The sequence below is a fragment of the Streptomyces sp. MK37H genome, assembly GCF_018035285.1.
Lineage (GTDB): Bacteria > Actinomycetota > Actinomycetes > Streptomycetales > Streptomycetaceae > Streptomyces > Streptomyces endocoffeicus.
Map to the genome: position 1 here is coordinate 1 of NZ_JAAAYH010000107.1, position 23,277 is coordinate 23,277.

27 protein-coding genes are annotated in these 23,277 nt (G+C 71.1%); 11 read left to right on the forward strand and 16 right to left on the reverse strand.

Annotation, left to right across the window (positions count from 1 at the left end; genetic code table 11):
* Positions 1 to 47 precede the first annotated feature (47 nt).
* On the forward strand, positions 48 to 590 hold the full coding sequence (locus GWI24_RS17360) for a GNAT family N-acetyltransferase (RefSeq protein WP_210946860.1): 543 nt from the start codon (positions 48 to 50) through the stop codon (positions 588 to 590).
* Here GWI24_RS17360 and GWI24_RS17365 read toward each other — a convergent pair.
* Both GWI24_RS17365 and GWI24_RS17370 read right to left on the reverse strand, forming a co-directional pair.
* The gene (locus tag GWI24_RS17365; RefSeq protein WP_210946861.1) at positions 587 to 1,408 is read right to left on the reverse strand and encodes an NAD(P)H-dependent oxidoreductase; all 822 of its coding nucleotides are present in this window, start codon (positions 1,406 to 1,408) and stop codon (positions 587 to 589) included. The two genes, GWI24_RS17360 and GWI24_RS17365, sit on opposite strands and share 4 nt — an antisense overlap.
* A gap of 148 nt (positions 1,409 to 1,556) precedes the next feature.
* Complete coding sequence (locus GWI24_RS17370) at positions 1,557 to 2,306, reverse strand: TetR/AcrR family transcriptional regulator (protein WP_210946862.1); 750 nt, start codon at positions 2,304 to 2,306, stop codon at positions 1,557 to 1,559.
* Between the two features lie 121 nt (positions 2,307 to 2,427).
* On the opposite strand from GWI24_RS17370, the gene GWI24_RS17375 reads away from it, so the two are divergent.
* Positions 2,428 to 3,447, forward strand: coding sequence for an ATP-binding cassette domain-containing protein (locus GWI24_RS17375; RefSeq protein ID WP_210946863.1), 1,020 nt, complete (start codon positions 2,428 to 2,430; stop codon positions 3,445 to 3,447).
* Positions 3,440 to 4,183, forward strand: a complete 744-nt coding sequence (locus GWI24_RS17380) for an ABC transporter permease (protein ID WP_210946864.1) — start codon at positions 3,440 to 3,442, stop codon at positions 4,181 to 4,183. The genes GWI24_RS17375 and GWI24_RS17380 overlap by 8 nt, the downstream gene beginning before the upstream one ends.
* A gap of 57 nt (positions 4,184 to 4,240) precedes the next feature.
* Here GWI24_RS17380 and GWI24_RS17385 read toward each other — a convergent pair whose 3' ends face one another.
* Positions 4,241 to 4,879, reverse strand: a complete 639-nt coding sequence (locus GWI24_RS17385) for an NADPH-dependent FMN reductase (protein WP_210946865.1) — start codon at positions 4,877 to 4,879, stop codon at positions 4,241 to 4,243.
* A 52-nt stretch (positions 4,880 to 4,931) separates the two neighbouring features.
* On the opposite strand from GWI24_RS17385, the gene soxR reads away from it, so the two are divergent.
* Positions 4,932 to 5,393, forward strand: coding sequence for a redox-sensitive transcriptional activator SoxR (gene soxR, locus GWI24_RS17390; protein WP_210946866.1), 462 nt, complete (start codon positions 4,932 to 4,934; stop codon positions 5,391 to 5,393).
* A gap of 12 nt (positions 5,394 to 5,405) precedes the next feature.
* Here the strand turns inward: soxR and GWI24_RS17395 are convergent, their stop codons facing one another.
* Complete coding sequence (locus GWI24_RS17395) at positions 5,406 to 6,653, reverse strand: GNAT family N-acetyltransferase (protein WP_210946867.1); 1,248 nt, start codon at positions 6,651 to 6,653, stop codon at positions 5,406 to 5,408.
* Between the two features lie 173 nt (positions 6,654 to 6,826).
* Complete coding sequence (locus GWI24_RS17400) at positions 6,827 to 7,465, reverse strand: ABC transporter substrate-binding protein (RefSeq protein ID WP_210946868.1); 639 nt, start codon at positions 7,463 to 7,465, stop codon at positions 6,827 to 6,829.
* A 146-nt stretch (positions 7,466 to 7,611) separates the two neighbouring features.
* Here GWI24_RS17400 and dtd point away from each other — a divergent pair, with 146 nt between their 5' ends.
* Positions 7,612 to 8,037, forward strand: coding sequence for a D-aminoacyl-tRNA deacylase (gene dtd, locus GWI24_RS17405; protein WP_201857090.1), 426 nt, complete (start codon positions 7,612 to 7,614; stop codon positions 8,035 to 8,037).
* A gap of 34 nt (positions 8,038 to 8,071) precedes the next feature.
* Here dtd and GWI24_RS17410 read toward each other — a convergent pair whose 3' ends face one another.
* The 3 genes from GWI24_RS17410 to GWI24_RS17420 all read right to left on the reverse strand — a co-directional run bounded on the left by GWI24_RS17410 (position 8,072) and on the right by GWI24_RS17420 (position 10,232).
* On the reverse strand, positions 8,072 to 9,037 hold the full coding sequence (locus GWI24_RS17410; RefSeq protein WP_210946869.1) for a folate-binding protein YgfZ: 966 nt from the start codon (positions 9,035 to 9,037) through the stop codon (positions 8,072 to 8,074).
* 9 nt (positions 9,038 to 9,046) lie between these two features.
* Positions 9,047 to 9,556 (reverse strand): Fur family transcriptional regulator, encoded by a 510-nt coding sequence (locus GWI24_RS17415; RefSeq protein WP_210946870.1) that lies wholly within the window; start codon positions 9,554 to 9,556, stop codon positions 9,047 to 9,049.
* 112 nt (positions 9,557 to 9,668) lie between these two features.
* Positions 9,669 to 10,232, reverse strand: coding sequence for an FABP family protein (locus tag GWI24_RS17420; protein ID WP_020869515.1), 564 nt, complete (start codon positions 10,230 to 10,232; stop codon positions 9,669 to 9,671).
* 272 nt (positions 10,233 to 10,504) lie between these two features.
* Here GWI24_RS17420 and GWI24_RS17425 point away from each other — a divergent pair, with 272 nt between their 5' ends.
* The gene (locus GWI24_RS17425) at positions 10,505 to 10,870 is read left to right on the forward strand and encodes a DsrE family protein (RefSeq protein ID WP_014053928.1); all 366 of its coding nucleotides are present in this window, start codon (positions 10,505 to 10,507) and stop codon (positions 10,868 to 10,870) included.
* A gap of 138 nt (positions 10,871 to 11,008) precedes the next feature.
* Here the strand turns inward: GWI24_RS17425 and GWI24_RS17430 are convergent, their stop codons facing one another.
* The 7 genes from GWI24_RS17430 to GWI24_RS17455 form a co-directional block, all read right to left on the reverse strand.
* The gene (locus GWI24_RS17430) at positions 11,009 to 11,266 is read right to left on the reverse strand and encodes a DUF3099 domain-containing protein (RefSeq protein ID WP_014053929.1); all 258 of its coding nucleotides are present in this window, start codon (positions 11,264 to 11,266) and stop codon (positions 11,009 to 11,011) included.
* A 115-nt stretch (positions 11,267 to 11,381) separates the two neighbouring features.
* Positions 11,382 to 11,669, reverse strand: a complete 288-nt coding sequence (locus GWI24_RS17435) for a DUF1416 domain-containing protein (protein WP_020869513.1) — start codon at positions 11,667 to 11,669, stop codon at positions 11,382 to 11,384.
* Between the two features lie 32 nt (positions 11,670 to 11,701).
* Positions 11,702 to 12,541, reverse strand: a complete 840-nt coding sequence (locus tag GWI24_RS17440; RefSeq protein ID WP_210946871.1) for a sulfurtransferase — start codon at positions 12,539 to 12,541, stop codon at positions 11,702 to 11,704.
* 160 nt (positions 12,542 to 12,701) lie between these two features.
* Positions 12,702 to 12,782, reverse strand: a complete 81-nt coding sequence (locus GWI24_RS46855) for an Ms5788A family Cys-rich leader peptide (protein ID WP_351229977.1) — start codon at positions 12,780 to 12,782, stop codon at positions 12,702 to 12,704.
* Between the two features lie 211 nt (positions 12,783 to 12,993).
* A complete protein-coding gene (locus GWI24_RS17445) occupies positions 12,994 to 13,680 on the reverse strand; it encodes a DUF2993 domain-containing protein (protein WP_210946872.1) in 687 nt (228 codons plus the stop codon).
* A gap of 85 nt (positions 13,681 to 13,765) precedes the next feature.
* A complete protein-coding gene (locus GWI24_RS17450) occupies positions 13,766 to 15,127 on the reverse strand; it encodes a hypothetical protein (RefSeq protein ID WP_210946873.1) in 1,362 nt (453 codons plus the stop codon).
* Between the two features lie 11 nt (positions 15,128 to 15,138).
* Complete coding sequence (locus tag GWI24_RS17455) at positions 15,139 to 15,414, reverse strand: MoaD/ThiS family protein (protein ID WP_210946874.1); 276 nt, start codon at positions 15,412 to 15,414, stop codon at positions 15,139 to 15,141.
* Between the two features lie 121 nt (positions 15,415 to 15,535).
* On the opposite strand from GWI24_RS17455, the gene GWI24_RS17460 reads away from it, so the two are divergent.
* Together GWI24_RS17460 and GWI24_RS17465 are read left to right on the forward strand one after the other, a co-directional pair.
* Positions 15,536 to 17,278: an ABC transporter ATP-binding protein gene (locus GWI24_RS17460; protein ID WP_210946875.1), complete on the forward strand. Its 1,743-nt coding sequence runs from the start codon at positions 15,536 to 15,538 to the stop codon at positions 17,276 to 17,278.
* The gene (locus GWI24_RS17465; RefSeq protein WP_281790155.1) at positions 17,275 to 19,233 is read left to right on the forward strand and encodes an ABC transporter ATP-binding protein; all 1,959 of its coding nucleotides are present in this window, start codon (positions 17,275 to 17,277) and stop codon (positions 19,231 to 19,233) included. The genes GWI24_RS17460 and GWI24_RS17465 overlap by 4 nt, the downstream gene beginning before the upstream one ends.
* Before the next feature lie 46 nt (positions 19,234 to 19,279).
* Here GWI24_RS17465 and GWI24_RS17470 read toward each other — a convergent pair whose 3' ends face one another.
* A complete protein-coding gene (locus GWI24_RS17470; protein ID WP_210946876.1) occupies positions 19,280 to 20,251 on the reverse strand; it encodes an alpha/beta fold hydrolase in 972 nt (323 codons plus the stop codon).
* Positions 20,252 to 20,505: 254 nt separating this feature from the next.
* Here GWI24_RS17470 and GWI24_RS17475 point away from each other — a divergent pair, with 254 nt between their 5' ends.
* From GWI24_RS17475 to GWI24_RS17485, 3 genes are read left to right on the forward strand one after another with little or no spacing between them, the layout of a single operon-like run.
* A complete protein-coding gene (locus GWI24_RS17475) occupies positions 20,506 to 21,318 on the forward strand; it encodes a response regulator transcription factor (RefSeq protein WP_210946877.1) in 813 nt (270 codons plus the stop codon).
* Positions 21,319 to 21,341: 23 nt separating this feature from the next.
* The gene (locus GWI24_RS17480) at positions 21,342 to 22,364 is read left to right on the forward strand and encodes a LacI family DNA-binding transcriptional regulator (protein ID WP_210946878.1); all 1,023 of its coding nucleotides are present in this window, start codon (positions 21,342 to 21,344) and stop codon (positions 22,362 to 22,364) included.
* A 31-nt stretch (positions 22,365 to 22,395) separates the two neighbouring features.
* Positions 22,396 to 23,052 carry a helix-turn-helix domain-containing protein gene (locus tag GWI24_RS17485; protein WP_308343712.1) on the forward strand — a complete coding sequence of 219 codons (657 nt, stop codon included), beginning with the start codon at positions 22,396 to 22,398 and terminating at the stop codon, positions 23,050 to 23,052.
* Positions 23,053 to 23,277: the final 225 nt, after the last annotated feature.

A 23,277-nucleotide genomic window follows, 5' to 3' on the forward strand; every position in this document is an offset into this window, starting at 1 on the left:
AATGACGGAAGGCGGGCGCAGGGTGCGCCGACGGCGGGAGGTGGCCGATGTCCGGTGGGGCGAGCGGCGTGCGGGTGCGGCTCGAGCCGTGGGAGGACAGCGCGCTCTGCCTCGAGCTGCTGCGCCGCGTCAACAGCCCGGAGATGACGAGCCACCTGGGCGGACCGGAGAGCGAGGAGCAGCTCCTGGGCCGCCACCGGCGGTATGCCGAGCTGACCGGGCCGGGCGCCGGGCGGATGTTCCGGATCGTGCTGCCGGAGGGGGACGAGGGGGACCAGACGGCGGGCAGCATCGGGTACTGGGAGCGGGAGTGGCGGGGTGAGTCGGTGTACGAGACCGGCTGGGCCGTGCTGCCGCCGTTCCAGGGGCGGGGGATCGCGGCCGCGGCCGCGAGGGAGGTGGCGCGGGCGGCCGCGGCGCAGCGGACCCATCGGTATCTGCACGCGTATCCGTCCGTCGGCCACCCCGCGTCGAACGGGGTGTGCCGCAAGGCCGGGTTCACGCTGCTCGGCGAGTGCGAATTCGAGTATCCGGTGGGGACGATGATGCGGTGCAACGACTGGCGGCTGGAGCTGTGGCCGCCCTCTTAGCCGTTCAGGGCGCTCTCGGTGTCCTGGGCGCCTTCGGCGGCCGGGGTGCGGGGCTGTGCGTAGTGCACGGAGAGGCCGGTGCGGCCCGGCAGGAGGTCGGGGCGGAGCACCAGGCGCTCGTCGTAGTCCCCGCCGTTCTGACGGCGGAACGGAATCGGCTCCTCGGTCGGCAGGGCGGCCAGCCGCTTCCGCAGCTCGGCGGCATGGGTCTCGTACACCTCGGCCGGGACCCGGTCCGCGCCGTACACCACATACGGCGGCAGCACGGACATCCCGCTGTACCAGAAGGTGCCGTGGTGCAGGGGGAACAGCAGATCGCCGAGCTCGCCGTTGACACCGCGCGGCCCCATGGTGGCCTCGGGCGCCCCGGCGGTCAGCACCACCATGGCGCGCTTACCGGCCAGCTTGCCGTCCCCGTAGCGCAGGGTGCGGCCGTCCGGCCCGATGACTCCGTACGCGAAGCCCTTGACGAAGACGCGGTCGAACCAGCCCTTGAGGATGGCGGGCATGCCGTACCACCACAGCGGGAACTGCACGACGAGCGCATCGGCCCAGGCGATCTTCTCCTGCTCGACGCGGATGTCCTCGCTGAGTGTCCCCGCGTCATAGGCGCGCCGCGAGGCGGCCCCGACGATGAGGCGTTCGTCCGTGTCATGCCGGAAGTCGGCGCCGTCCACCACGGGGTTCCAGCGCATCGCGTAGAGGTCGGACAGCCGGTACTCATGGCCCGCCTCGCGCAGGGCGCGCAGCCCCTCGTCGCGCAACGCCCCGCTGAGGGAGCGCTGTTCGGGGTGGGCGAATATCCACAGCACGTTCATGCCCACCATGCTCGGAAACCGGCCCCGGGGCCGACGAGTGGCCGGATGGCCAGGATGTGCAGGGATCTGGCCAGCCTCGTGGGCCGACGGAGTCCCGTGGGTGTGCGGACCAGTCCCGTGGGTGTGCGGAGCGCGCGGATCCGGGCGGTCAGCTGCGCGCGTTGATCAGCGCCTCCACACCGTCGAGAATCCGCTCCAGGCCGAAGACGAACTCGTCGTCGGGGCCGCCCGGGGTCTCGAACTCCCCCGTCCGCAGCGCCGCCGTCACCGCCGGGAAGCGCTCGGCGTCGGTCAGCTTCTCCAGCAGCTTGGCCCAGGACGCCATCGAGGACTCGAGGCTCTGCCCCTTGCGCCGGTGGGCTGCCAGGATGTCGAAGGTCATCCGCGCCTCGTTCCGGACGAAGCCGCTGACCAGCATCAGCACGGAGACCTTTTCACCTTCGCTGAGGTTCGTGCGGCGAAGGCAGGCCAGTCCGCGCTCCATCCAGGCCACCGAGTTGGGCGTCGAGGGCGGGGCGCTGATCGGGATGTTCACCGCCCAGGGGTGACGGGCGTAGGCGGCGCGCAGCGCCCAGGCCCAGGCGGTGAACCCGGTCCGCCAGTCCTTCACCGGTTCGCCGGGCGGCGGCGGGCCGTAGGCCGCGTCCTCCATCAGTGTCAGCAGCTCGTCCTTGGCCGAGACATAGCGGTACAGGGACATCGTGGAGACGCCCAGCTCGGACGCGACCCGGCCCATGGAGACCGCGCCGAGGCCGTTCGCCGAGGCGATGCCGACGGCGGCGTCGACGATCCGGCCCAGGGTCAGCCCGGGGCGGGGCCCCTTGCCCGGGCGTTCCCGCAGTCCCCAGGCGGCCTCGATGCTCGCCGGCAGGCCGGTGCCGCTCTCCTCGGTGGCCATGGCCTCGGGACCCTCCGTACGTACGTGCGCTGATGGTGGCTCGATTGACCGCCATCCTAGAGTTGTGTATACCCTACGCAGTAGCGCGTATGGCATACGCGGAAAGGGGAGCGGGGGAATCATGGCCCATCGACCAGCCATCGAGGCCAGCGGCCTCGAGAAGTCCTACGGGGCGGTGAAGGTGCTCAGGGGCGTCGATCTATCGGTCGCGCCCGGCAGCGTCTTCGCGCTGCTCGGCCCCAACGGGGCGGGCAAGACGACGACCGTACGGATCCTGGCCACGCTGACGCCGCCGGACGCCGGGCGGGCCCGCGTCGCGGGCTTCGACGTCGTCGCCGAACGCCGCCGGGTCCGCCACGCCATCAGCCTCACCGGGCAGTACGCCGCGGTGGACGAGATGCAGACCGGCGAGGAGAACTTGCGGATGATGGGGCGGCTGACCCGGCTCGGCCGCGCCGAGGCCCGCGGCCGAGCGCGGGAATTGCTGGAGCGCTTCGACCTCACCGGCGCCGCCCGCCGCACCGTGGGCACCTACTCGGGCGGGATGCGCCGACGGCTCGACCTCGCCGCGGGCCTGGTCGGTCATCCCGAGGTGATCTTTCTCGACGAGCCGACCACCGGACTCGACCCGCGCAGCCGACAGGCCATGTGGGAGGTGGTCAAGGGGCTGGTGACGGACGGGGTGACGGTCTTCCTCACCACCCAGTACCTGGAGGAGGCCGACCAACTCGCCGATCGCGTCGCCGTGGTGGACGGCGGCCGGGTGGTGGCCGAGGGCACCCCGGCCGAACTCAAGGAGCGCGTGGCCGGGCAGCGGCTGGACCTCGTGCTCGGCGATGTCACGGCGTACGAGACGGTCGCGCGCCACCTCGGCGTACGGCTCGTCTGGAGCGACGCCGACCGGCTGACGCTGGGCGTCGCCACGGACGGCAGCGCCGCCCATGTGCGGGCCCTGCTCGACGAGATCGACCCCGAGCGGCGCGCCGTGGACCGCTTCACCGTGCACAGCGCCACGCTCGACGATGTCTTCATGGCCCTGACCGGCCATGGCGCCGGGGGCGACAGCCGTACCGGCGAGGACGGAAGCCGCGGTGCCAGGGGAGAGAGCGCCGCGGGGGAGAAGGAGACGGCCGGTGTCTGACGCGATCGTTCTGACCGGCCGCACCATCCGGCTGAGCAGGCGCAATCTCGACGCGGTGCTCACCGCCATGCTGCTTCCGATCATGCTGATGCTGGTCTTCGTCTACTTCTTCGGCGGCGCCATCCACACCGGCACCGAGTACGTCACCTATGTCGTTCCCGGGGTGATGCTGCTGTGCGCGGGCTTCGGCTCGGCCAACACGGCGGTCACCGTCACCAATGACATGGCCGGCGGCATCATCGACCGCTTCCGGTCGCTGGACATCGGCGGCACCCCGATCCTGGCGGGCCATGTGGCCGCGAGCGTGCTGCGCAACACGGTCGCGACCGCGATCGTCTTCGGGGTGGCCTTCCTCATCGGCTTCCGGCCGGCCGCCGGTCCGCTCGACTGGCTGGCCGTGGCCGGGATCCTGCTGATGTTCATCCTCGCGATCTCCTGGCTGTCGGCCTGCTTCGGCCTGATCGCCAGGTCGCCGGAGGCGGCGGGCGGATTCACCTTCTTGATGATGTTCCTGCCGTATCCCAGCAGCGCGTTCGTGCCCATCGAGACCATGCCGGGCTGGCTGCACGGGTTCGCGGAGCACCAGCCCGTCACCCCGGTCATCGAGGCCCTGCGGGGGCTGCTGCTGGACCGGCCGGTCGGCGACAGCGCCTGGCAGGCCCTGGTCTGGTGCGGCGGAATCCTGGCGGTGGCGGCCGGGCTGTCGGGCGTGCTCTTCCGCCGCCGCACCGGCTGAGTCGCTGGGCCACGTTCCCGGCGGCGCCGTCAACGGGGGTCGGCGCCGCCGGGCGGATCAGCTGCCGTACGGGTGGGTGGTGCGGGCCGTGCGCAGGGCCCGCGCCCACCAGGTGAGCTGGTCGAGCATCGCCCCGGCGGCGGTGTCCGGACCCTCGGGGTCCTTCAGTCGGCCGTCCTCTCCGAACAGCCCGCCCGCGTTGTGGAAGCTGACCGTGTCCCGGACGGTCACGGCGTGGACCTCGGCGAAGACCGGCCGCAGATGCTCGACCGCGCGCAGGCCCCCGGAGATGCCGCCGTAGGAGACGAAGCCGACCGGCTTGGCCTGCCACTGGGTGAAGTGCCAGTCGATCGCGTTCTTCAGGGGGGCGGGGTAGCTGTGGTTGTACTCGGGGGTGACCACGGTGAACGCGTCGGCCGCTGCCAGCCGGGGCGTCACGGCCTCCAGGGCCGCGACGTCCTCGGGGCCGGGCCGGTGGGTGAGGGCCGTGGGCAGCGGGGTCTCGGCCAGGTCCACGACGTCGACGGTCATATCGGAGCGGAGCGTCGCATGACCGGCGAACCAGTCCGCGACCTTCGGCCCGAAGCGGCCGTCGCGGGTGCTGCCGATGATGATGGCGAGCCGGATGGGGGAGTCGGCGTCGGTGGCGGATACGGGCGTGGTGGTTGCCGTCAGGACGGCGGTGTCTGTCGTCATGGGACGAGCCTCGGACTTAAACAAAGGTTGAAGTCAAGCTACCCTCGGCACCATGACGCAACTGACCTGGAAGACCCATGAGCTCACGGTCGGCGATCTCGCGCAGCGCAGCGGGGTGCCCGCCTCCGCGCTGCGCTTCTATGAGCGCGAGGGGCTGATCCACAGCCGCCGCACCTCCGGCAATCAGCGCCGCTACACCCGCGACACCCTCCGCCGTGTGGCCTTCGTCCGCTCCTCGCAGCGCGTCGGCATCCCGCTGGCGAGGATCCGGGAGGTCCTCGGGCTCTTCCCCGAGGACCACGTCCTCACCAAGGAGGACTGGGCCCGGATCTCGGAGTGCTGGCACGCGGACCTCAACGAGCGCATCGAACAGCTGGAGAACCTCCGCGACCACCTCACCGACTGCATCGGCTGCGGCTGTCTGTCGATCGACAAGTGCGCGCTGGCGAACCCCTACGACCGGCTGGGCGAGCAGGGCACGGGCGCGCGCCGACTGCTCAAGTCCAACTGCTGAGCACCGGGCGGTTCAGAAGCCATCGGGGCACCAGGGGCGGCGCGGGGTCCGCAGCAGCCGGTCCGCCAGCGCCGCGGCGCCCGGGCGCTCCTCGGCTATCCGGCCCAGCGAGGCGAGCCGGACCGCCGACTCGTCGCCCAGCCACAGGGTGCTCAACTCGCCGATGTCCATGGTCAGATCGGCCGGGCGGCCCGTGGTCGCACACGCCGCGCCGTCGGGGCCCGCATCCAGGAAGTAGCGGCCCCCGGCCAGCCCGGCGGCATCGCGCAGCTCGAGCACCAGCGAGCCCTCGGCCGGGTACGTACGGGTCTCCAGCAGCTGGGGCACATCGAGCGGGCGCAGCCACAGCCAGTCGGCATACGTGGTGACCTGGGCCGCGCGGGGATCGCCGAGCAGCAGCGGAAGCAGATCGTCGGGGGCGCGGCGGCCGGTGTTGACCCGGGTCACCCAGTCGGCCGAGAGCAGGAAGAGCCACAGTGCCCGCTCGGCGGCCGGGGTGACTCCGATCAGCTCGTGCACGGTGGCGGTGTTGTGCGGTCGTTTGTTGCCGTCCCAGCGGTCGTCCGCCGTATAGGCGAGCAGACCGTCCACCGAGCCGTCGGGGGAGCGGTAGAGGACATAGAACGGCTCGGTCCAGGGGCGGTTGGGGAACCGCCGCTGACCGGTGTTGATCCGCCACCAGTGGTCCGGGCGGTCGATGGCGCCGTGCTGCCGGGCGCGCAACCGCTCATGCAGGGCGGGGCCCAGCTTCCGCACCTCGTCGGCTTCGGCGAAGTCGACCCGGCCGCCGTCCACCGGAGCCGAGTGGCGCGGGTCGAGGCCCGCGCGGGGGACGTCCACCTGCCATTCGGTGATCCAGGTGGCCGGGCCGAAGCCGTACCGCCCGTAGATCGGATACTCGGCCGCGATCAGGGTGGCCACCGCCTCGCCCCGCTCCTTGGCGGCGCGCAGATCGTGCTCCATCATCCGGCTGAGCAGCCCCCGGCGGCGGTGGGTGGCCGACACCGCGACATTGCTGACCGCGTCGGCCGGGACATCCGCCCCGCCCACCGCCGTCAGCCGCTGTGCGAAGCTGCGGAAGGTGGCCACACAGCGGTCCCCGTCGAAGACCCCCTGCGTACGGGACAGGTCGATCTGCTCCCGCCGCAGCTCCACCTCCTCCTTCGGCGCCTCCGGCGGACGCAGAAAGCCGGTGTTGAGCGCGACGGTCCAGTCGGTGAGGTCGGAATCGGCGAGCGGGGTGCGGAGTTCGAGGGCCATGCGCACACGCTAAGCGTCCGTCGTCACCGGCCGCACGCCGATTTCCACAGCCCTCGGACCAGGTCTTTTCATCACACCGCACCCTGTGGACAGCTCGGCGAGCACCCCGCGAACAGCTTCCCGAGCACCCCGCGAACAGCTTTCCGTGCACCCCGCGGGCAGCCCGCCGCCGTCTACGCCAGCAGGTCGTCCACCTGCGCCTCTCCCTCGCGGTACCGGCGGGCGATCTCCGCGCTGCAGCCGTCCGCCGTGCGCTGCAGCTCCCGCCGCCGCCGCGACACCTGCTGCTCATGGCCGACGAGGCGGGCCATGGCACCGTGCAGCTCCTCGTCCGTACGGGCCCGCAGATCCGACAGGCCCACCTCGGCCAGCATCTCCTCGGCCAGCCGCTCGTACTCCGCGTCCTGCGGCGTCCCGAGCGTGACATGCCGGGCCGAGGAGCGGTGCCGTGGGGGGAGATCCGCGAGGATCTCCGGCAGCCGGTCCACCAGCGCGGCGGGCGGCTGGGCCGCGGCCGCCGCGGGCGCCGGGTCACGGCGGTGGCCCAGCTCGGCGCGGAGGATGTCGATCCGCCCCTGGAGCAGTCTGCGCACATAGCTCAGATCCGCCTCCTCGCGCTGTGCCGAGCGGCGCAGCGACCGCAGCTCCGGCAACTGCAATGCGTTCAGACCGCTCGCCGCCGCCGACGTGGATGTCACGGCCGGCGCCGTCACGGCGGCGGAGTCGGCCAGCCGCCCGCCGCGCTGGCTCGGCGGCCGTGGCGGCAGCAGGCCCTCGGTGGCCATGGGCTGGCCGGTGCCCGATGTGGTCATTGGTGTCCGTCCCCTCCAGCGATGCGTCGTTCCCGCAGTTCCTGCCCGCCTGCACCGCCTGCACGCATCGTGCCACCAGTGATGCTCCCTGTGCAGCGGCTCTCCACCCGATCGGCCCCGGATGGACGCACGGCATGATGGTCGCCATGCGTGCTGTGGTACAGAGAGTGGACGGGGCGAGCGTCGTCGTGGACGGCGAGACGGTCGGCGAGATCGTCGGCCAGGGGCTGTGCGTACTGGTCGGGGTGACACATGACGACACCCCGGAGAAGGCAGCCCAGCTCGCCCGCAAGCTGTGGTCCGTAAGGATGCTCCACGACGAGAGGTCCTGCTCGGACCTGGACGCTCCGCTGCTGGTCATCAGCCAGTTCACGCTCTACGGCGACGCCCGTAAGGGGCGCCGTCCCACCTGGAACGCGGCGGCGCCCGGCGGGGTGGCCGAACCGCTCGTCGACGAGGTGGTGGCCCAGCTGCGGAAGCTGGGCGCACACGTGGAAACGGGCCGGTTCGGAGCGGCCATGAAGGTCTCGCTCACGAACGACGGCCCGTTCACGGTGCTCGTCGAGGTCTAGCCGAACCGCGAGGTCCGGCGGACCGGCAGTGGGTTCACGGCTCCACGACCGTCTCCTGTGCGGCGGCCGTGGAGTCCGCGATCAGGTCCGCGTCCACCGGCACATTGCGCTTGACCAGCGCCAGCGCGATCGGCCCCAGCTCGTGGTGGCGGGCCGAGGAGGTGATGAACCCCAGCTGGCGGCCCTCCTCGCCCTCCGAGGCCAGCCGTATGGGCGCGCCGTGGGACGGCAGTGCCACCTCGCTGCCGTCGAGGTGGAGGAAGACCAGCCGGCGCGGTGGCTTCCCCAGGTTCTGCACCCGGGCGACGGTCTCCTGGCCGCGGTAGCAGCCCTTCTGGAGATGGACGGCGGAGCCGATCCAGCCCAGCTCGTGCGGGATGGTGCGGTGGTCGGTCTCCAGGCCGACCCGCGGCCGGTGGGCCTCGACCCGCAGCGCCTCGTACGCCAGCACCCCGATCGGCGGGCCGCTCGCCTCGGCGAAGGCCGTAAGGCGCTCACGCGGCAGGAAGAGGTCCCGGCCGTGCGGGGTCTCGCGGACGACGGCGTCCTCGGGGGCCTCGGTGATGCTGCCCGCCGGGAGGTGGACGACCGCGTAATCGTCGGTGCGGTCCGCGATGTCCACCCGGTAGAAGAACTTCATGCTCTCCAGGTAGGCGATCAGATCGCCCTGGCTGTCGGGCTCGACATGGGCCCAGGTGGTTTCGCCGTCGTCGACGAGGTAGAGCGCGTGTTCGATGTGGCCGTGGGCGGAGAGGATCAGGGCTTCGGTGGCCTGGCCCGGCGGGAGTTCGCTGACGTGCTGGGTGAGCAGCAGATGCAGCCAGCTGAGCCGGTCGGCACCGCTGACCGTGACCACTCCGCGGTGCGAGAGGTCCACGAAGCCGGTGCCGTCGGCGAGCGCACGCTGCTCGCGGAACAGGTCGCCGTAGTGGGCGGCGACGCCTTCGTCGGGGCCCTCGCCGGGGACGGCGCCGGGCAGCGACAGCAAAGGGCTCTTCATGAACTCAGCCTACGACCTGCGGGCTCGGCCCTCACCGGACCGGTTTTCGGCGTCGTCTCCACCGAGCCGTCCGGGGCCTCCACCGGCCTCTCCGGCGCGCTGCCGGGCGGAGCAGGAGGCACACCGGCCGAAGATCGCGAAGTGCTTCAGATCGGTGTCGAAGCCGAAGTCCGCCCGGAGCTGCCGGGTGAAGGCGTCGGCCACGGAGACATCGGCCTCGATCACATCCGTGCAGTCCCGGCACACCATATGGATGTGATGGTGCCGGTCGGCCAGGTGGTACGTGGGGGCGCCGTGGCCGAGATGGGCATGGCTGACCAGGCCCAGCTCCTCCAGCAGCTCCAGCGTGCGGTAGACCGTGGAGATGTTGACGCCGCTCGCGGTGCGGCGCACCTCGGTGAGGATCTCGTCCGGAGTGGCGTGCTCCAGATGATCGACGGCTTCGAGCACGAGCTGGCGCTGCGGGGTCAGACGGTAGCCGCGCTCCCGCAGATCGCTCTTCCAGTCGGTGGTCGCCACGGTGCAAGTGTAGGCGGGCCCGCGATGACCGGCCGGACGCACAGGGGGAGAACCGGACGCGGCACGCGAGAGCCTGACTCGGTGGAGAGCGGAAGGCGCGAGCCGGGGGAGCTCAGCGGAAGAAGGCGATCCCGTCGTCCGGCAGATCCTTGAGGTCCTTGGCCCACTCCCGGGGGTCCACGACCTTCTTCAGATGCGCGGACATGTACGGGCGCAGCTCGACCTCGGGGGTGGCCTTCTCGCCGACCCACATCAGATCGCTGTTGACGTAGCCGTACAGCCGCTTGCCGCCCGAGTACGGGGCCGCGTGGGCGGTGCGCGCCACGGCGTCCGTCGCCAGGTCGATCTGCGGCTTGCCCTCCGCGAGCTCGCCGTACCAGACCTCGATGATGCCCTGGTCGCGGCTCATCACGACCTCGACCTTACGGTCCTTGTCGATCCGCCAGTAGCCGGATTCGGTCTCCAGGGGGCGGACCTTCTTGCCCTCGGAGTCCAGCACCCAGGTGTGCGAGATGTACTCGATGAAGTCACGGCCGTCGTGCGTGAAGGTGGCCTCCTGGCCGAAGTTGCACTTCTCGGCACCGGGGAAGTCCGAGACGCCGGCCCCTTCCCAGTTGCCCAGGAGGAAGGCGAGCGGCACGAGGTCCGGGTGGAGGTCGGACGGAATCTGGATCATGAATTCAGGCGATCTGTCGAGAGTCGAGCCGTGGTGGCGGGGCGGGAGCGGTTCAGCGCTGGCCCTGGTACAGCTTCTTCCAGGTCAGCGCGGCGAAGCCGAGCGTGGCCACGGCGACCAGGATCATCAGGGTGGTGAAGACTGCCTCAAGCACGAGCGCGCTCCTCGGAACAGATGACGGACGGCACCGAGTCTAGTCGCCGCCGGGACGGCCGGTGGAGACAGGTGGCCGTGCGGCGCCGGGCCCGCGGTGCCGAGCCTAAGGTTGACGCATGGCGAAGAAGCTGGTGATCAAGGTGACGGCGGGCGCGGACGCTCCCGAGCGCTGCTCCCAGGCGTTCACGGTGGCGGCGGTGGCCGCGGCGAGCGGGGTCGAGGTCTCGCTCTGGCTGACCGGGGAGTCGACGTGGTTCGCGCTGCCGGGCCGGGCCGCGGAGTTCGAGCTTCCGCATGCCGCGCCGCTTCCGGATCTGATCGACGGCATCCTTACGGGCGGCGGGACGATCACGGTGTGCACACAGTGCGCCGCGCGCCGGGAGATCGAGGAGAAGGATCTGATCGAGGGCGCCCGGATCGCGGGCGCTCAGGTCTTCGTGAGCGAGATCATGCCGGACGGCGTCCAGGCACTCGTGTACTAGCCCGTGTACTCGAGGGTGTCCGACGGACCTTGACGCCTGCGGCGGGCCGCTCCCCTCCCCGCCCCTTTCCGAAACCGGGGCTGCGGGAAGGGGTGGGGACGCCCCGGCCGAGCCCTGGCCGGAGGGTGTTGCCCGTGGTCAATGCCGGTGGTTGTGCTCGTCCAGCTCCCGCCACCACCGGTCGGACTCCTCGTCCCCCGATTCGTCCCACCACCGGTCGTCCGGGCCCCGGCGATTGGCGACGATCGCCGCCAGGGGCGGGATCACCATGGCGACGATGCACATCGCGACCGCGGCGGGGACGGACCACAGGCGCACAAAGGCCCACGCCGAGATGAAGAGCGTCAGACACGCGCCCATCAGGAAGAAATATGCGTGGCGGCGTCGCGCGTACATATGTCCAGCGTACGTCCGAGGCCGCCGCGCCGACAGACGGAGGGCCGCACCCCGCCGAGGCGTCCAACCCCAGGGTGCGGCCCTCCGGCCGTGAGTCACGACGCGTCGTAGCGCGTCAGACGGCGATGGCGACCTCCGCCAGCCCGCCCTTCTGGGCGACGACGGTGCGGTCCGCGGTGCCGCCGGGAACCAGGGCGCGCAGCGTCCACGTGCCCTCCGCGGCGTAGAAGCGGAACTGCCCGGTCGCGGAGGTGGGGACCTCGGCGGTGAACTCGCCGGTGCTGTCCAGCAGCCGGACGTACCCGGCGACGGGCTCGCCGTCGCGGGTCACCGAACCCTGGATCGTGGTCTCACCGGGCTTGATCGTCGAGGCGTCGGGGCCGCCGGCCTTGGCTCCACACATGGATGTCTGTCCTTACGTTCGGGGGAGAGGGGTCAGCTGTCGGAGCCGAGCTCGACCGGCACGCCGACCAGCGAGCCGTACTCGGTCCAGGAGCCGTCGTAGTTCTTGACGTTGGTCTGGCCCAGGAGCTCGTGCAGGACGAACCAGGTGTGAGCGGAGCGCTCACCGATGCGGCAGTAGGCGATGGTGTCCTTCGACAGGTCCACGCCCGCGCCCTCGTAGATCTCCTTGAGCTCGTCGTCGGACCTGAAGGTGCCGTCGTCGTTGGCCGACTTCGACCACGGGATGTTGCGGGCGCTCGGGACGTGGCCCGGGCGCTGCGACTGCTCCTGCGGGAGGTGGGCCGGGGCGAGCAGCTTGCCGGAGAACTCGTCGGGGGAGCGCACGTCGACCAGGTTCAGCGAGCCGATGGCGTCCACGACCTCGTCGCGGAAGGCGCGGATGGCGGTGTCCTGCGGCTTGGCCTTGTACTCGGTCTGCGCGCGGGTCGGCACCTCGGCGACCAGGTCGCGGGAGTCCAGCTCCCACTTCTTGCGGCCGCCGTCGAGCAGCTTGACGTCCTGGTGGCCGTAGAGCTTGAAGTACCAGTAGGCGTACGCCGCGAACCAGTTGTTGTTGCCGCCGTAGAGGACGACCGTGTCGTCGTTGCCGATGCCCTTCTCCGACAGGAGCTTCTCGAAGCCGGCCTGGTCGACGAAGTCACGGCGCACCGGGTCCTGGAGGTCCTGCTTCCAGTCGATCCGGATGGCGTTCTTGATGTGGTTCTTGTCGTAGGCCGAGGTGTCCTCGTCCACCTCGACGATGACCGTCTTGGGGTCGTCGATACGGGCCTGGACCCAGTCGGCGTCCACCAGGACGTCACTGCGGCTCATGTTTCTCTCCTCCGGGGCAGTTGCGGCGGTACGGGCACGCTCACGACGCGGCGCCGCGCGGGGCGTGCGGCGAGCGTACGAGCGAAGGTGCGGGAAGGCCCGGCTGACGGGCCGAAGAGGGGGGTCGGTCGGTCCGTGGCGTGTGCGGACCGCGTCCCATTCAGACGGGGCGACAGAGCATGGCGGCGACGCGGCACAGGTCGACTGCCCGCCGCTTCGTGAGATCCGCCTGTCGCTTCATGGGTCCGATCGTAGGGACGGACAGGCGGGCATGTCACCGGCGTGTCGCATGATGAGACGTTATCGTCCGGAGTGTGAGATGAGAGAAGCATGGACGGCCGGGAGGCGCGGCCGGAGGGGCTCGCGGCGGGCAGGAGCGTCCATATGCGCGGACATGATCGTCTCAGTGAATGGACCAGGGGCGTGATCGGACGCCCCTGGTACTGATCGCGTCAGCCCGTCAGCTGGACGTTGTTACCCGCCACCGAGACGTCTATGCCGTCCTTGGAGGTCTCCACCTTGTCCAGCCGCATGCCGGTGGGCAGCCCCTCGATCTTCCGCTCCATGTCGGCCTTCTCGCGCACTTTGTCCTCCCACTGGGGGATGCTGCCGCCCGGGATGGACTCGGCGTGCAGTCGGATGGTGTTGCCGTTCACGATGGTGACCTGGGAGTGGGCGGTAAGGCTGAAGCCCAGCAGACTGCCGGTGATCTTGACCTTGTTGGTGCCCGACGGGTCGTACGCGACCGTGATCCCCGGACCGGCGGCCTGTGACAGGTCCGCGTAGCTGATGTGGGCCGAGCCGGTGGCGCGGTCGGCGCTGGCCGACGAGAAGTTGCCCGAGATGCGGACGTTGTGCAGTTGGGCGTCGAGCTTGGTGACCCGGACGCTGCGGCCGTCGCCCGCGTCCGTCGTCAGCCCGTCCACGCCGACGTCGACCTCGTCCAGCTCCTTGCCCACGATCTGGGTGAGGAACGGGAAGCCCTTGATCGAGACATTGGGCGTGGTGGTCAGGCCCTGAGAACTCTTGATCTTGTCGGCCGCCTTGGACTCGGCCATGTACACCGCGATGCGGTCGGCGGCCACGAAGAGGCCGCCGAGTATCACGACGACGATCAGTGTGATGCGTAGTGCGCGCATGTGCGTGGGTCCCCCAGGCTCTCGCTCAGGCCCTCGCGCCTGAGGCTGCGAGCCTATCCGGAGCGGGTGAGCGGGAGCCGGGGAGTCAGCCCAGAGCGCGGCCGATCACATAGACCACGGGGGCGGCGGCCGCGAGCGGCAGTGCCACACCGGCCGTCAGGTGGACGAAGCGCGAGGGGTAGTCGTAGCTGGCGACCCGGTGGCCGATCAGCGCGCACGCCCCGGCCGCGAACCCGAGCAGGGCGGCGGTGGACGTGCCCGTTCCGGTGAGCTGCCCGGCCCCGACCCCCGCGCCCGTGGCGGCCGCCAGCGCGACCACGACGGCGGCGGCGGTCGGCAGCGGCAGTGCCCGGACGAGTACGGCCACGGCGACGGCGGCCGCCCCCACCACCACGGCGTCCGAGGACTCGGCGACGGCGGCCAGATGGCCGGCCGCGAGCACGGCGAGGGCCGTGGCCGCCACGGCGGCCGTAAGGCCGTACAGCCGCTCGTCCGGGGAGGCGTGGCTGCGCAGCTGGAGGATGAGCACCAGCAGCAGCCAGACGCCGATGGTGCCGATGACGACCGTCGGGGCATGTGACGGCTCGGTGGCGAGCAGGCCGATGTCGGCGGCCAGACCGCCCGCGAAGGCGAGCGCGATGCCCTGCCGGGCGGGCCACATGCCGTTCAGCCGGAACCAGCCCGCCGCCGTGACCGCCTGAAGCGCCGCCACCGCGACGGCGACCGCCGGGCGGCCCAGCGGCGCGGTGGCCGCGAGCAGGGCGGCGAGCACGGAGGTCAGGGCGGCGGGGACGAACCCCGGGTGGAGGATCTGCGGACGGCCCTCGGCCTTGGCCTTCTCGGCGGCGGTGAGCGGCCGGTCCGGCTGTGGGGCCGGCGGCTCGGCGGTCGCGGTCGCGGCCTGTGCCGGAGCCGGGGCCTGCAGCGGGGCCTGAGGCGGGGCCTGAGGCGGCGCCTGGGACGGGTCGGCGGGCTGGTGGTACGGGTGCTGCTGCTGATCCCAGCCCTGGGCGTACTGCCCCTGATGCCCGTGGTGCCCATGATGGCCCTGGTGCGGCTGCTGGCCCTGTTGCCCCTGGTGGCCCTGCTGGGCGGCGGCGTAGGGATCCGCGTACGGCTGCTGCTGGTACTGCTGCTGCGGGTGCTGGTACTGCGGCGGCTGGGCCTGGGCGTACCCCTGCTGCTGCGGATACCTCGCGTACTCCTGCCAGTCGGCCGGCGGCTGCGCACCCTGGCCATTGCCGCCGTGAGCGCCGTTGCCACCGGGACCGCCATGGCCGCCATAACCGTCATGGCCACCGTAAGGATGCGCGCTCTGGTCGTATCCCCGGTAAGGAGCCTCGTACGACCCGTACGGGGGATACGGCTGCTGCGGCTGCTGGTCCTGCTGCTGATGAGGCTCGTGGGGCTGATGAGGCTCGTTGGGCTGGTGCGGCTGGTTGCTCATGAGCTCGGGGTTCACCCTCCTGCGAACGGCGGGAGCACCTCGACCGTGCCGCCCTCGGCGAGTTGGATCGTCTTGTGGTCACGGGTGCCGGCCGGGGTTCCGTCGACCAGGAACGAACAGCGCAGCAGGACCCGCGCGAACTCCGGCCGCGCGGTGTGCCGCTGCCGGGCCGCGTCGAGCGCCTCCGCCAGTGTCCACGCGGTGTACGGCTCCTCAGCGGTACCGGCCGCGGCGCGGGCCGCGGCCCAGTACCGGATGGTCCCGGCGGGCGTGCTCATCATCGCCATCGCGATCCCTTTCCCATCATCTGCCGCCTCCATGATGACGGGTGCGGGGCCGCGCCCGGGACCACACGCGGTTCGTCGAAAATACGGCCGGTTCGGGATGAGCGTCACTTAAGGTTTCCGTGTGCTGGTACGACTGATACGGGCGTATCTGAGGCCCTATACCCGAACGATCACGCTGATCGTCTTATTGCAGCTGGTGCAGACCCTCGCCACCCTCTACCTGCCCGCGCTGAACGCGGACATCATCGACAGCGGAGTGGTGAAGGGCGACACCGGCTACATCCTCCGTGTCGGCGGGTTGATGATCGCCGTCACCCTCGTCCAGATCGTGTGCGCCGCGGGAGCCGTCTACTTCAGCGCTCGCACCTCCATGGCGCTCGGCCGCGATGTGCGCGCCGCCGTCTTCGATCGGGTGCAGTCCTTCTCCGCCCGGGAGATGGGCCACTTCGGGGCGCCGTCCCTGATCACCCGCACCACCAACGACGTCCAGCAGGTGCAGATGCTGTGCCTGATGGCCTTCACGCTGATGGTCTCGGCGCCGATCATGTGTGTCGGCGGCGTGGTCATGGCGCTCAACGAGGACGTGCCGCTGTCCGGGCTGCTCCTGCTCATCGTTCCGGCCCTGGGCCTCGTGGTCACGCTTATCGCCCGCCGGATGCGGCCGCTGTTCCGCGACGTCCAGCAGCGCATCGACACCGTCAACCGGGTGCTGCGCGAGCAGATCACCGGGATCCGGGTCATCCGGGCCTTCGTCCGCGACGCCCATGAGCGCGACCGCTTCACCGCCGCCAACACCGGGCTGATGGATGTCTCGCTGCGCGCCGGGCGGCTGATGTCGCTGATGTTCCCGGCCGTGATGCTGGTGGTGAACGTCTCCAGCGTGGCCGTCGTCTGGTTCGGCGGACACCGTATCGACAGCGGCGGGATGCAGGTCGGCGCGCTGACCGCGTTCCTCAGCTATCTGATGCAGATTCTGTCATCGGTGATGATGGCCACCTTCATGTTCATGATGGTGCCGAGGGCCGAGGTGTGCGCCGAGCGCGTCCAGGAGGTGCTGGACACCGGGACCAGCGTCGTACCGCCGCTGATGCCCGTCGCGCCCGCGCCCGCCGACGCCGGACGGGGGCTGCTGGAGCTGCGCGGCGTGGGGTTCCGCTATCCCGGCGCCGACGCGCCCGTGCTGCGCGACATCTCGCTGACCGCCCGGCCCGGCCGGACCACCGCCGTCATCGGCTCCACCGGCAGCGGCAAGTCGACCCTGCTCGGGCTGGTGCCGAGGCTGTTCGACGCGACCGACGGCAGCGTCCACCTCGACGGGGTGGATGTGCGCGACCTCGACCCCGAGGTGATGACCCGGACCATAGGGCTGGTCCCGCAGAAGCCGTACCTCTTCGCCGGCACCGTCGCCTCCAACCTGCGGTACGGCGACCCCGAGGCCACCGACGAGGAGCTGTGGCGGGCCTTGGAGACCGCCCAGGCACGGGAGTTCGTGGCGGCCATGGACGGCGGACTCGACGCCCCGATCGCCCAGGGCGGGACCAATGTGTCCGGCGGGCAGCGGCAGCGGCTGGCGATCGCCCGCGCCCTGGTCCGCAGGCCGTCCGTCTACCTCTTCGACGACTCCTTCTCCGCGCTCGACTACGCCACCGACGCCCGGCTGCGGGCGGCGCTCGCGGACGAGACGGACAACGCGACGGTCGTCATCGTCGCCCAGCGGGTGTCCACCATCCGCGGCGCCGATCTGATCGTGGTGCTCGACACGGGCCGGATCGTCGGCGCAGGCACCCACGGCGAGCTGATGGCCGGCAATGAGACCTATCGCGAGATCGTGCTCTCCCAGCTCACCGAGGAGGAGGCGGCATGAGCGGCACTTCGGCGCCCCGCAGGGGTCCGGCGCCCGCCGCCGGGCCCGGCCGCTTCATGGGCGGGCAGCCCACCGAGCGGTCCATGGACTTCCGCGGCTCCAGCCGCCGGCTGCTGGCCCGGCTCCGCCCCGAGCGCGGTATCGCGCTGCTGGTGCTCGCGCTGTGCACGGTCAGCATCGGTCTTTCGGTGGTGGGTCCGAAGATCCTCGGTGAGGCCACCGACCTGATCTTCGCTGGCATCGTCGGACGGCAGCTGCCCGACGGCGTCAGCAAGGAGCGGGCCGTCCAGTGGCTGCGCGACAAGGACCAGGGCACGGTCGCCGACATGGTCGCGTCCATGGACGTCACCCCCGGACAGGGCATCGACTTCCACGCGATCGGCACCGTGCTGCTGTGGGTCACGGCGCTGTACGTGGCCGCCTCGGTCCTGGGCCTGGTCCAGGCGCGGGTGGCGACCGTCGTCGTCCAGCGCGCGGTCTTCCGGCTGCGCGAGGACGTCGAGCACAAGCTGGCGCGGCTGCCGCTGGCGTACTTCGACAAGCAGTCGCGCGGCGAGGTGCTCTCCCGCGCCACCAACGACATCGACAACATCCAGCAGACGCTCCAGCAGACCCTCAGCCAGATCATGGCCTCGCTGCTGACGATCGTGGGCGTGCTGTCGATGATGTTCTGGATCTCGCCGCTGCTGGCGCTGGTGGCGCTGATCACCGTCCCGGTCTCGGTGTGGGTGACCACGCGCATCGGCAAGCGCGCCCAGCCGCAGTTCGTCGCCCAGTGGAAGACCACGGGCAAGCTCAACGCCCATATCGAGGAGATGTACACCGGCCATGCGCTGGTGAAGGTCTTCGGGCGGGAGAAGGAGTCCGCGCAAGCGTTCCGGGAGCAGAACGACAAGCTCTATGGGGCGGGCTTCCGGGCCCAGTTCATCTCCGGGCTGATCCAGCCGTCGATGATGTTCATCGGCAACCTCAACTATGTGCTGGTGGCCGTGGTCGGCGGGCTCCGGGTGGCCTCCGGCGCGCTGTCGATCGGCGATGTCCAGGCGTTCGTGCAGTACTCCCGGCAGTTCAGCCAGCCGCTCACCCAGGTGGCCTCCATGGCCAACATGGTGCAGTCGGGCGTGGCCTCCGCCGAGCGGGTCTTCGAGTTGCTGGACGCGCCGGAGCAGAGCGCCGAGCCGGTGGACGCGCGGCGGCCGGAGGCGGTGCGCGGGCAGGTCGCGTTCGAGGAGGTCTCCTTCCGCTACCAGCCGGACACACCGCTCATCGACGGTCTTTCGCTGTCGGTGCGGCCGGGCCAGACCGTGGCCATCGTCGGGCCGACCGGCGCCGGAAAGACCACGCTGGTCAATCTGCTGATGCGGTTCTACGAGGTCAGCGGCGGGCGGATCACGCTGGACGGGGTGGACATCGCCGAGATGTCGCGGGAGGAGCTGCGCTCCCATATCGGGATGGTGCTCCAGGACACCTGGCTGTTCGGCGGGACGATCGCCGAGAACATCGCGTACGGCGCGGAGGGGGCGAGCTCCGAGAGGATCGTGGCGGCGGCGAAGGCCACCTATGTGGACCGCTTCGTACGGATGCTGCCGGACGGCTACGACACGGTGATCGACGACGAGGGCTCCAACGTGAGCGCCGGTGAGAAGCAGCTGATCACGATCGCCCGGGCGTTCCTCTCCGAGCCGTCGATCCTGGTACTGGACGAGGCCACCAGCTCGGTCGACACCCGCACCGAGGTCCTCATCCAGCGGGCGATGGCCTCGCTGCGCAGCGGCCGTACGAGCTTCGTGATCGCCCACCGGCTGTCGACCATCCGGGACGCGGACGTGATCCTGGTGATGGAGTCGGGGCGGATCGTGGAGCAGGGTCCGCACGACGCGCTCCTCGCGGCCGGGGGTGCGTACGCGCGGCTCTACGCGTCCCAGTTCGCGGAGCCGGTGGCGGAAACCGAATAGGCGACCGCTCGGCGACGGGATCAGGGGACAGGATCAGGGGACGGGATCAGGCGTGGGCCGCGGCCCAGTCGGCGATGCGGGTCAGCAGATCGGGGGAGGCGGCGGTCTCGGCGTGGCCGTAGCCCGGTTCGATCCACAGCTCCGAGGCGGACGGGTCCGCCGCCGACGCCAGCATCCGCGGATGATCCAGCGGGAAGTACGGATCCCGGTCGCCGTGCACGATCAGCAGCGGTGTCGGCGCGATCAGCGGCGCCGCGGCCACCGGGGACAGCGGATCGACGGCCCAGCCGCGGGGGTCGATCCGGGTGCGCAGCCCGTAGCGGGAGACCAGCCGTCCCGCCGGCCGGGTGACCGCCCAGTGGAGCCGCCGCATGGGCGCGGTGCCCCGGTAGTACCAGCGGGCGGGTGAGCTCACGGCGACGACGGCATCGGGCGCGGCGCCGTCGGCCGACCCGGCGAGGGCGTCGGCTGCTCCGGCGGACGCGTCGGTCACCTCCCCGGGGGTACCGAGTGCGCCGTCCGTGCGCCGCGCTGCGCGCCCCGTGCGCTCCCGCTGGTGTACGTCTTGCAACGGCTGGATTACATCGGCCTTCCCGTACAGCGCCGCCTGCCGGATCACCACAGACCCGCCCATCGAGAAGCCGACCGTGGCCACCCGCCGATGTCCGAGCCGGCGCGCCCAGCGCACCGCGGCGGCCAGGTCCAGCACCTCGCGATCGCCGACCGTGGACCGTCCGCCGGACCGCCCATGACCTCGGAACGAGAACGTGATCACGGCCGTACGCTGGTGAAACGCCGACGCCACCCGCCGCATGGCGGGGCGCTCCAGGGCGCCGGAGAAGCCGTGTCCGACCACCAGCGCGAGATGGTCGGAGGGTTCGGTGCCGGGGCCCGGGGAAGGCTCGTAGCGCGCCTCGATCGAGACCCCGTCATCGGTCAGCAGCATGGCCCGTTGCTCCCCCGCGGTGACCCTGGAAGGACAACGGGGAGCAGATTGAGCCTCTCCGGCGCATGTCATGTGGGTTATTCTGTCGTGAAGAGGATCCGGGCAACGTTGCCCCCGGGTCCTTTTGTGCTTTCAGGGCGGGGTGCGCGTTTGAGCGCGCCGTCGCTCCAAGGGCGCGGAGCGTGACCGTACGAAGTAGTAGCCGCAGACTCCCCCGGGCACGGCCTGGGAGGTGCCCCTCTCGCAAGGGACCGAGGAGGAACCGACGTAATGGGCGAGCGAAGCGTGCACAACCTTGAGAAGACGGCCGGGGCAGGTGATGGACGATGAGTTCCCTCCTGCTGCTGACCAACGCACTCCAGCCCTCGACGGAGGTGCTTCCCGCCCTCGGCCTGCTGCTGCACAGCGTGCGGGTGGCCCCCGCCGAAGGCCCCGCCCTGGTGGACACCCCGGGCGCCGATGTCATCCTGATCGACGGCCGCCGCGATCTGCCACAGGTGCGCAGCCTGTGCCAGCTGCTGCGGTCCACCGGCCCCGGCTGTCCGCTGATGCTGGTGGTGACCGAGGGCGGGCTCGCCGCCGTCACCGCCGACTGGGGCATCGACGACGTCCTGCTGGACACCGCGGGCCCGGCGGAGGTCGAGGCCCGGCTGCGGCTGGCCATGGGCCGTCAGCAGATCACCACCGACGACAGCCCGATGGAGATCCGCAACGGCGATCTGTCGGTCGACGAGGCCACCTACAGCGCCAAGCTCAAGGGGCGTGTGCTCGATCTCACATTCAAGGAGTTCGAGCTGCTGAAGTACCTCGCCCAGCACCCCGGCCGGGTCTTCACCCGGGCGCAGCTGCTCCAGGAGGTCTGGGGCTACGACTACTTCGGCGGCACCCGCACCGTGGACGTCCACGTCCGACGGCTGCGCGCCAAGCTGGGCCCGGAGCACGAGTCCCTGATCGGCACGGTGCGGAACGTGGGCTACCGCTTCGTCGCGCCGGAGAAGGTCGAGCGGGCCGCCGAGGAGGCCCGGGCCAAGGCGGCGGCGCGGGACGCCGGAGCGGGCGGCGCGGCGCGGGGCGAGCACCCCGACGGCGCGGTCGGCTCCGCGGCGAGGGCCGCTGCCGCACGACCGGCCAACAGCTAGCTGGACCCGCGTAGACTTCGCGCGTGGCCAAGGTGACGCGGGATGATGTGGCAAGGCTTGCGGGAACGTCGACCGCGGTCGTCAGTTACGTCATCAATAACGGACCCCGGCCGGTCGCCCCGGCCACGCGCGAGCGGGTGCTCGCCGCGATCAAGGAGCTCGGCTACCGGCCGGACCGGGTCGCGCAGGCGATGGCGAGCCGCCGGACCGATCTCATAGGGCTGATCGTTCCGGACGCCCGGCAGCCGTTCTTCGCGGAGATGGCGCATGCCGTCGAGCAGGCGGCCGCCGAGCGCGGAAAGATGGTGCTGGTCGGCAACTCGGACTACCTGGACGAGCGCGAGGTGCACTATCTGCGCGCCTTCCTGGGGATGCGGGTGTCCGGGCTGATCCTCATCAGCCAGGGCCCGAGCGAGAACGCGGCGGCGGAGATCGAGGCCTGGGACGCCCGGGTGGTGCTGCTGCACGAGCGGCCCGAGGCGATCGACGACGTGGCGGTGGTGCTGGACGACGTCGGCGGCGCGCAGCTCGCGGTGCGGCATCTGCTGGAGCACGGCCATGACTATGTGGCCTGCCTCGGCGGCACCGAGATAACCCCGACCGTCGGCGACCCGGTCACCGACCACGTCGAGGGCTGGCGCCGCGCGATGCGCGAGGCCGGGCGGCCGACCGACGGGCGGCTCTTCCAGGCCCCTTACAACCGCTACGACGCCTATAAGGTCGCCCTCGATCTGCTCGCCGGCCCCGACCGGCCCCCGGCCATCTTCTGCGCCACCGACGACCAGGCGTTCGGGGTGCTGCGGGCGGCGCGTGAGCTGCGGATCGATGTGCCGGGGGAGCTGGCGGTGGCCGGTTTCGACGACGTGAAGGAAGCCCACCTCACCGACCCTCCGCTGACCACGGTCGGCTCCGACCGCCCCGCCATGGCACGCGCCGCGGTCGATCTCGTCCTGGACGACGGCGTCCGCCTCTCCGGCTCCCGCCGCGAACGGGTCAAGCAGTTCCCCTCGGCCCTGGTGGTCCGCCACTCCTGCGGCTGCGCATAGCGCTTCGCGCTTCTGCCCGTCAAGGGCGGGCGTGAACGCCGATGCCGCCGGTGACCATGACGCGGTAGCCGCGGGAGTGGAGCAGTTCGGCGGTCGCCTTACCGATGCCGCCCCGGCCACGCTGTGGGACCGAACACGGCGGCTGGCCTCCCAGGAGATCCTCGAGACGGCTCTGCGCTTGTTCACCGAGCAGGGCTACGACGAGACGACCATCGCTCAGATCGCCCGGGAGGCCGGTGTCTCCCAGCGCACCCTCTTCCGCTACTTCGGCACCAAGGAGACCCTTCTCGGCGGCGACCAGGGCCGGTTCGGCCAGGTCCTGACGGACACGATCGGCGAACAGCCCGCCGAAGCCGGTGTCTGGGAGCCCCTGCGCGCGAGGGTCGCCGCCGTACTGGCCTTGCACGACAGCCGCGAACAGGCCCTGGCGCGGTTCCGCCTCCCGCACAACACCGCCTCGCTGCGCGCCGGTTGGCTCGCAAAGCGACTGTGGTTCCAGGAGGAGCTGCTGCCGCTCATCGAGGCGCGTATGGACGCTTCTGTCGGCAGTGCGGACCCGAGGGCCCGCGCGGTGATCGCGACGGCGTTCGCGTGCCTGGACGCCGCATCGATGGCGTGGGTCGACAACGACGGTAAGGGCGACATCATGGACCTGTACGACGAGTGCCTGGCCGCGGTGCGCAGCTGACCCGCGGCGACACCCTTATGTCGGGCATACCGACTTCTGGTGGGGTTCTCAGCGGGCACTCAGGGGACTCTCATACTCCGGCCGCACAGTCATAGACATGACGGACAGCACACGCCGCAGCGGCGCAGACGAGCCCTATCCCTACGCGTACGGTGGCGGTGCGGGGTATCCCGATCCGCCCGCGTATCAGCCTCAGCAGCCGGTCACCACGCCGTCCGGGGTCAC

What these genes read in the sequence shown, in the direction of transcription:
- GWI24_RS17360 (WP_210946860.1), top strand. Translation starts at nt 48, where the DNA reads ATGTCCGGTGGGGCGAGCGGCGTGCGGGTGCGGCTCGAGCCGTGGGAG.
- GWI24_RS17365 (WP_210946861.1), bottom strand. Translation starts at nt 1,408, where the DNA reads ATGAACGTGCTGTGGATATTCGCCCACCCCGAACAGCGCTCCCTCAGC.
- GWI24_RS17370 (WP_210946862.1), bottom strand. Translation starts at nt 2,306, where the DNA reads ATGGCCACCGAGGAGAGCGGCACCGGCCTGCCGGCGAGCATCGAGGCC.
- GWI24_RS17375 (WP_210946863.1), top strand. Translation starts at nt 2,428, where the DNA reads ATGGCCCATCGACCAGCCATCGAGGCCAGCGGCCTCGAGAAGTCCTAC.
- GWI24_RS17385 (WP_210946865.1), bottom strand. Translation starts at nt 4,879, where the DNA reads ATGACGACAGACACCGCCGTCCTGACGGCAACCACCACGCCCGTATCC.
- soxR (WP_210946866.1), top strand. Translation starts at nt 4,932, where the DNA reads ATGACGCAACTGACCTGGAAGACCCATGAGCTCACGGTCGGCGATCTC.
- GWI24_RS17395 (WP_210946867.1), bottom strand. Translation starts at nt 6,653, where the DNA reads ATGGCCCTCGAACTCCGCACCCCGCTCGCCGATTCCGACCTCACCGAC.
- GWI24_RS17400 (WP_210946868.1), bottom strand. Translation starts at nt 7,465, where the DNA reads ATGACCACATCGGGCACCGGCCAGCCCATGGCCACCGAGGGCCTGCTG.
- dtd (WP_201857090.1), top strand. Translation starts at nt 7,612, where the DNA reads ATGCGTGCTGTGGTACAGAGAGTGGACGGGGCGAGCGTCGTCGTGGAC.
- GWI24_RS17410 (WP_210946869.1), bottom strand. Translation starts at nt 9,037, where the DNA reads ATGAAGAGCCCTTTGCTGTCGCTGCCCGGCGCCGTCCCCGGCGAGGGC.
- GWI24_RS17420 (WP_020869515.1), bottom strand. Translation starts at nt 10,232, where the DNA reads ATGATCCAGATTCCGTCCGACCTCCACCCGGACCTCGTGCCGCTCGCC.
- GWI24_RS17425 (WP_014053928.1), top strand. Translation starts at nt 10,505, where the DNA reads ATGGCGAAGAAGCTGGTGATCAAGGTGACGGCGGGCGCGGACGCTCCC.
- GWI24_RS17430 (WP_014053929.1), bottom strand. Translation starts at nt 11,266, where the DNA reads ATGTACGCGCGACGCCGCCACGCATATTTCTTCCTGATGGGCGCGTGT.
- GWI24_RS17435 (WP_020869513.1), bottom strand. Translation starts at nt 11,669, where the DNA reads ATGTGTGGAGCCAAGGCCGGCGGCCCCGACGCCTCGACGATCAAGCCC.
- GWI24_RS17440 (WP_210946871.1), bottom strand. Translation starts at nt 12,541, where the DNA reads ATGAGCCGCAGTGACGTCCTGGTGGACGCCGACTGGGTCCAGGCCCGT.
- GWI24_RS46855 (WP_351229977.1), bottom strand. Translation starts at nt 12,782, where the DNA reads ATGAAGCGACAGGCGGATCTCACGAAGCGGCGGGCAGTCGACCTGTGC.
- GWI24_RS17445 (WP_210946872.1), bottom strand. Translation starts at nt 13,680, where the DNA reads ATGCGCGCACTACGCATCACACTGATCGTCGTCGTGATACTCGGCGGC.
- GWI24_RS17450 (WP_210946873.1), bottom strand. Translation starts at nt 15,127, where the DNA reads ATGAGCAACCAGCCGCACCAGCCCAACGAGCCTCATCAGCCCCACGAG.
- GWI24_RS17455 (WP_210946874.1), bottom strand. Translation starts at nt 15,414, where the DNA reads ATGGCGATGATGAGCACGCCCGCCGGGACCATCCGGTACTGGGCCGCG.
- GWI24_RS17465 (WP_281790155.1), top strand. Translation starts at nt 17,275, where the DNA reads ATGAGCGGCACTTCGGCGCCCCGCAGGGGTCCGGCGCCCGCCGCCGGG.
- GWI24_RS17470 (WP_210946876.1), bottom strand. Translation starts at nt 20,251, where the DNA reads ATGACATGCGCCGGAGAGGCTCAATCTGCTCCCCGTTGTCCTTCCAGG.
- GWI24_RS17475 (WP_210946877.1), top strand. Translation starts at nt 20,506, where the DNA reads ATGAGTTCCCTCCTGCTGCTGACCAACGCACTCCAGCCCTCGACGGAG.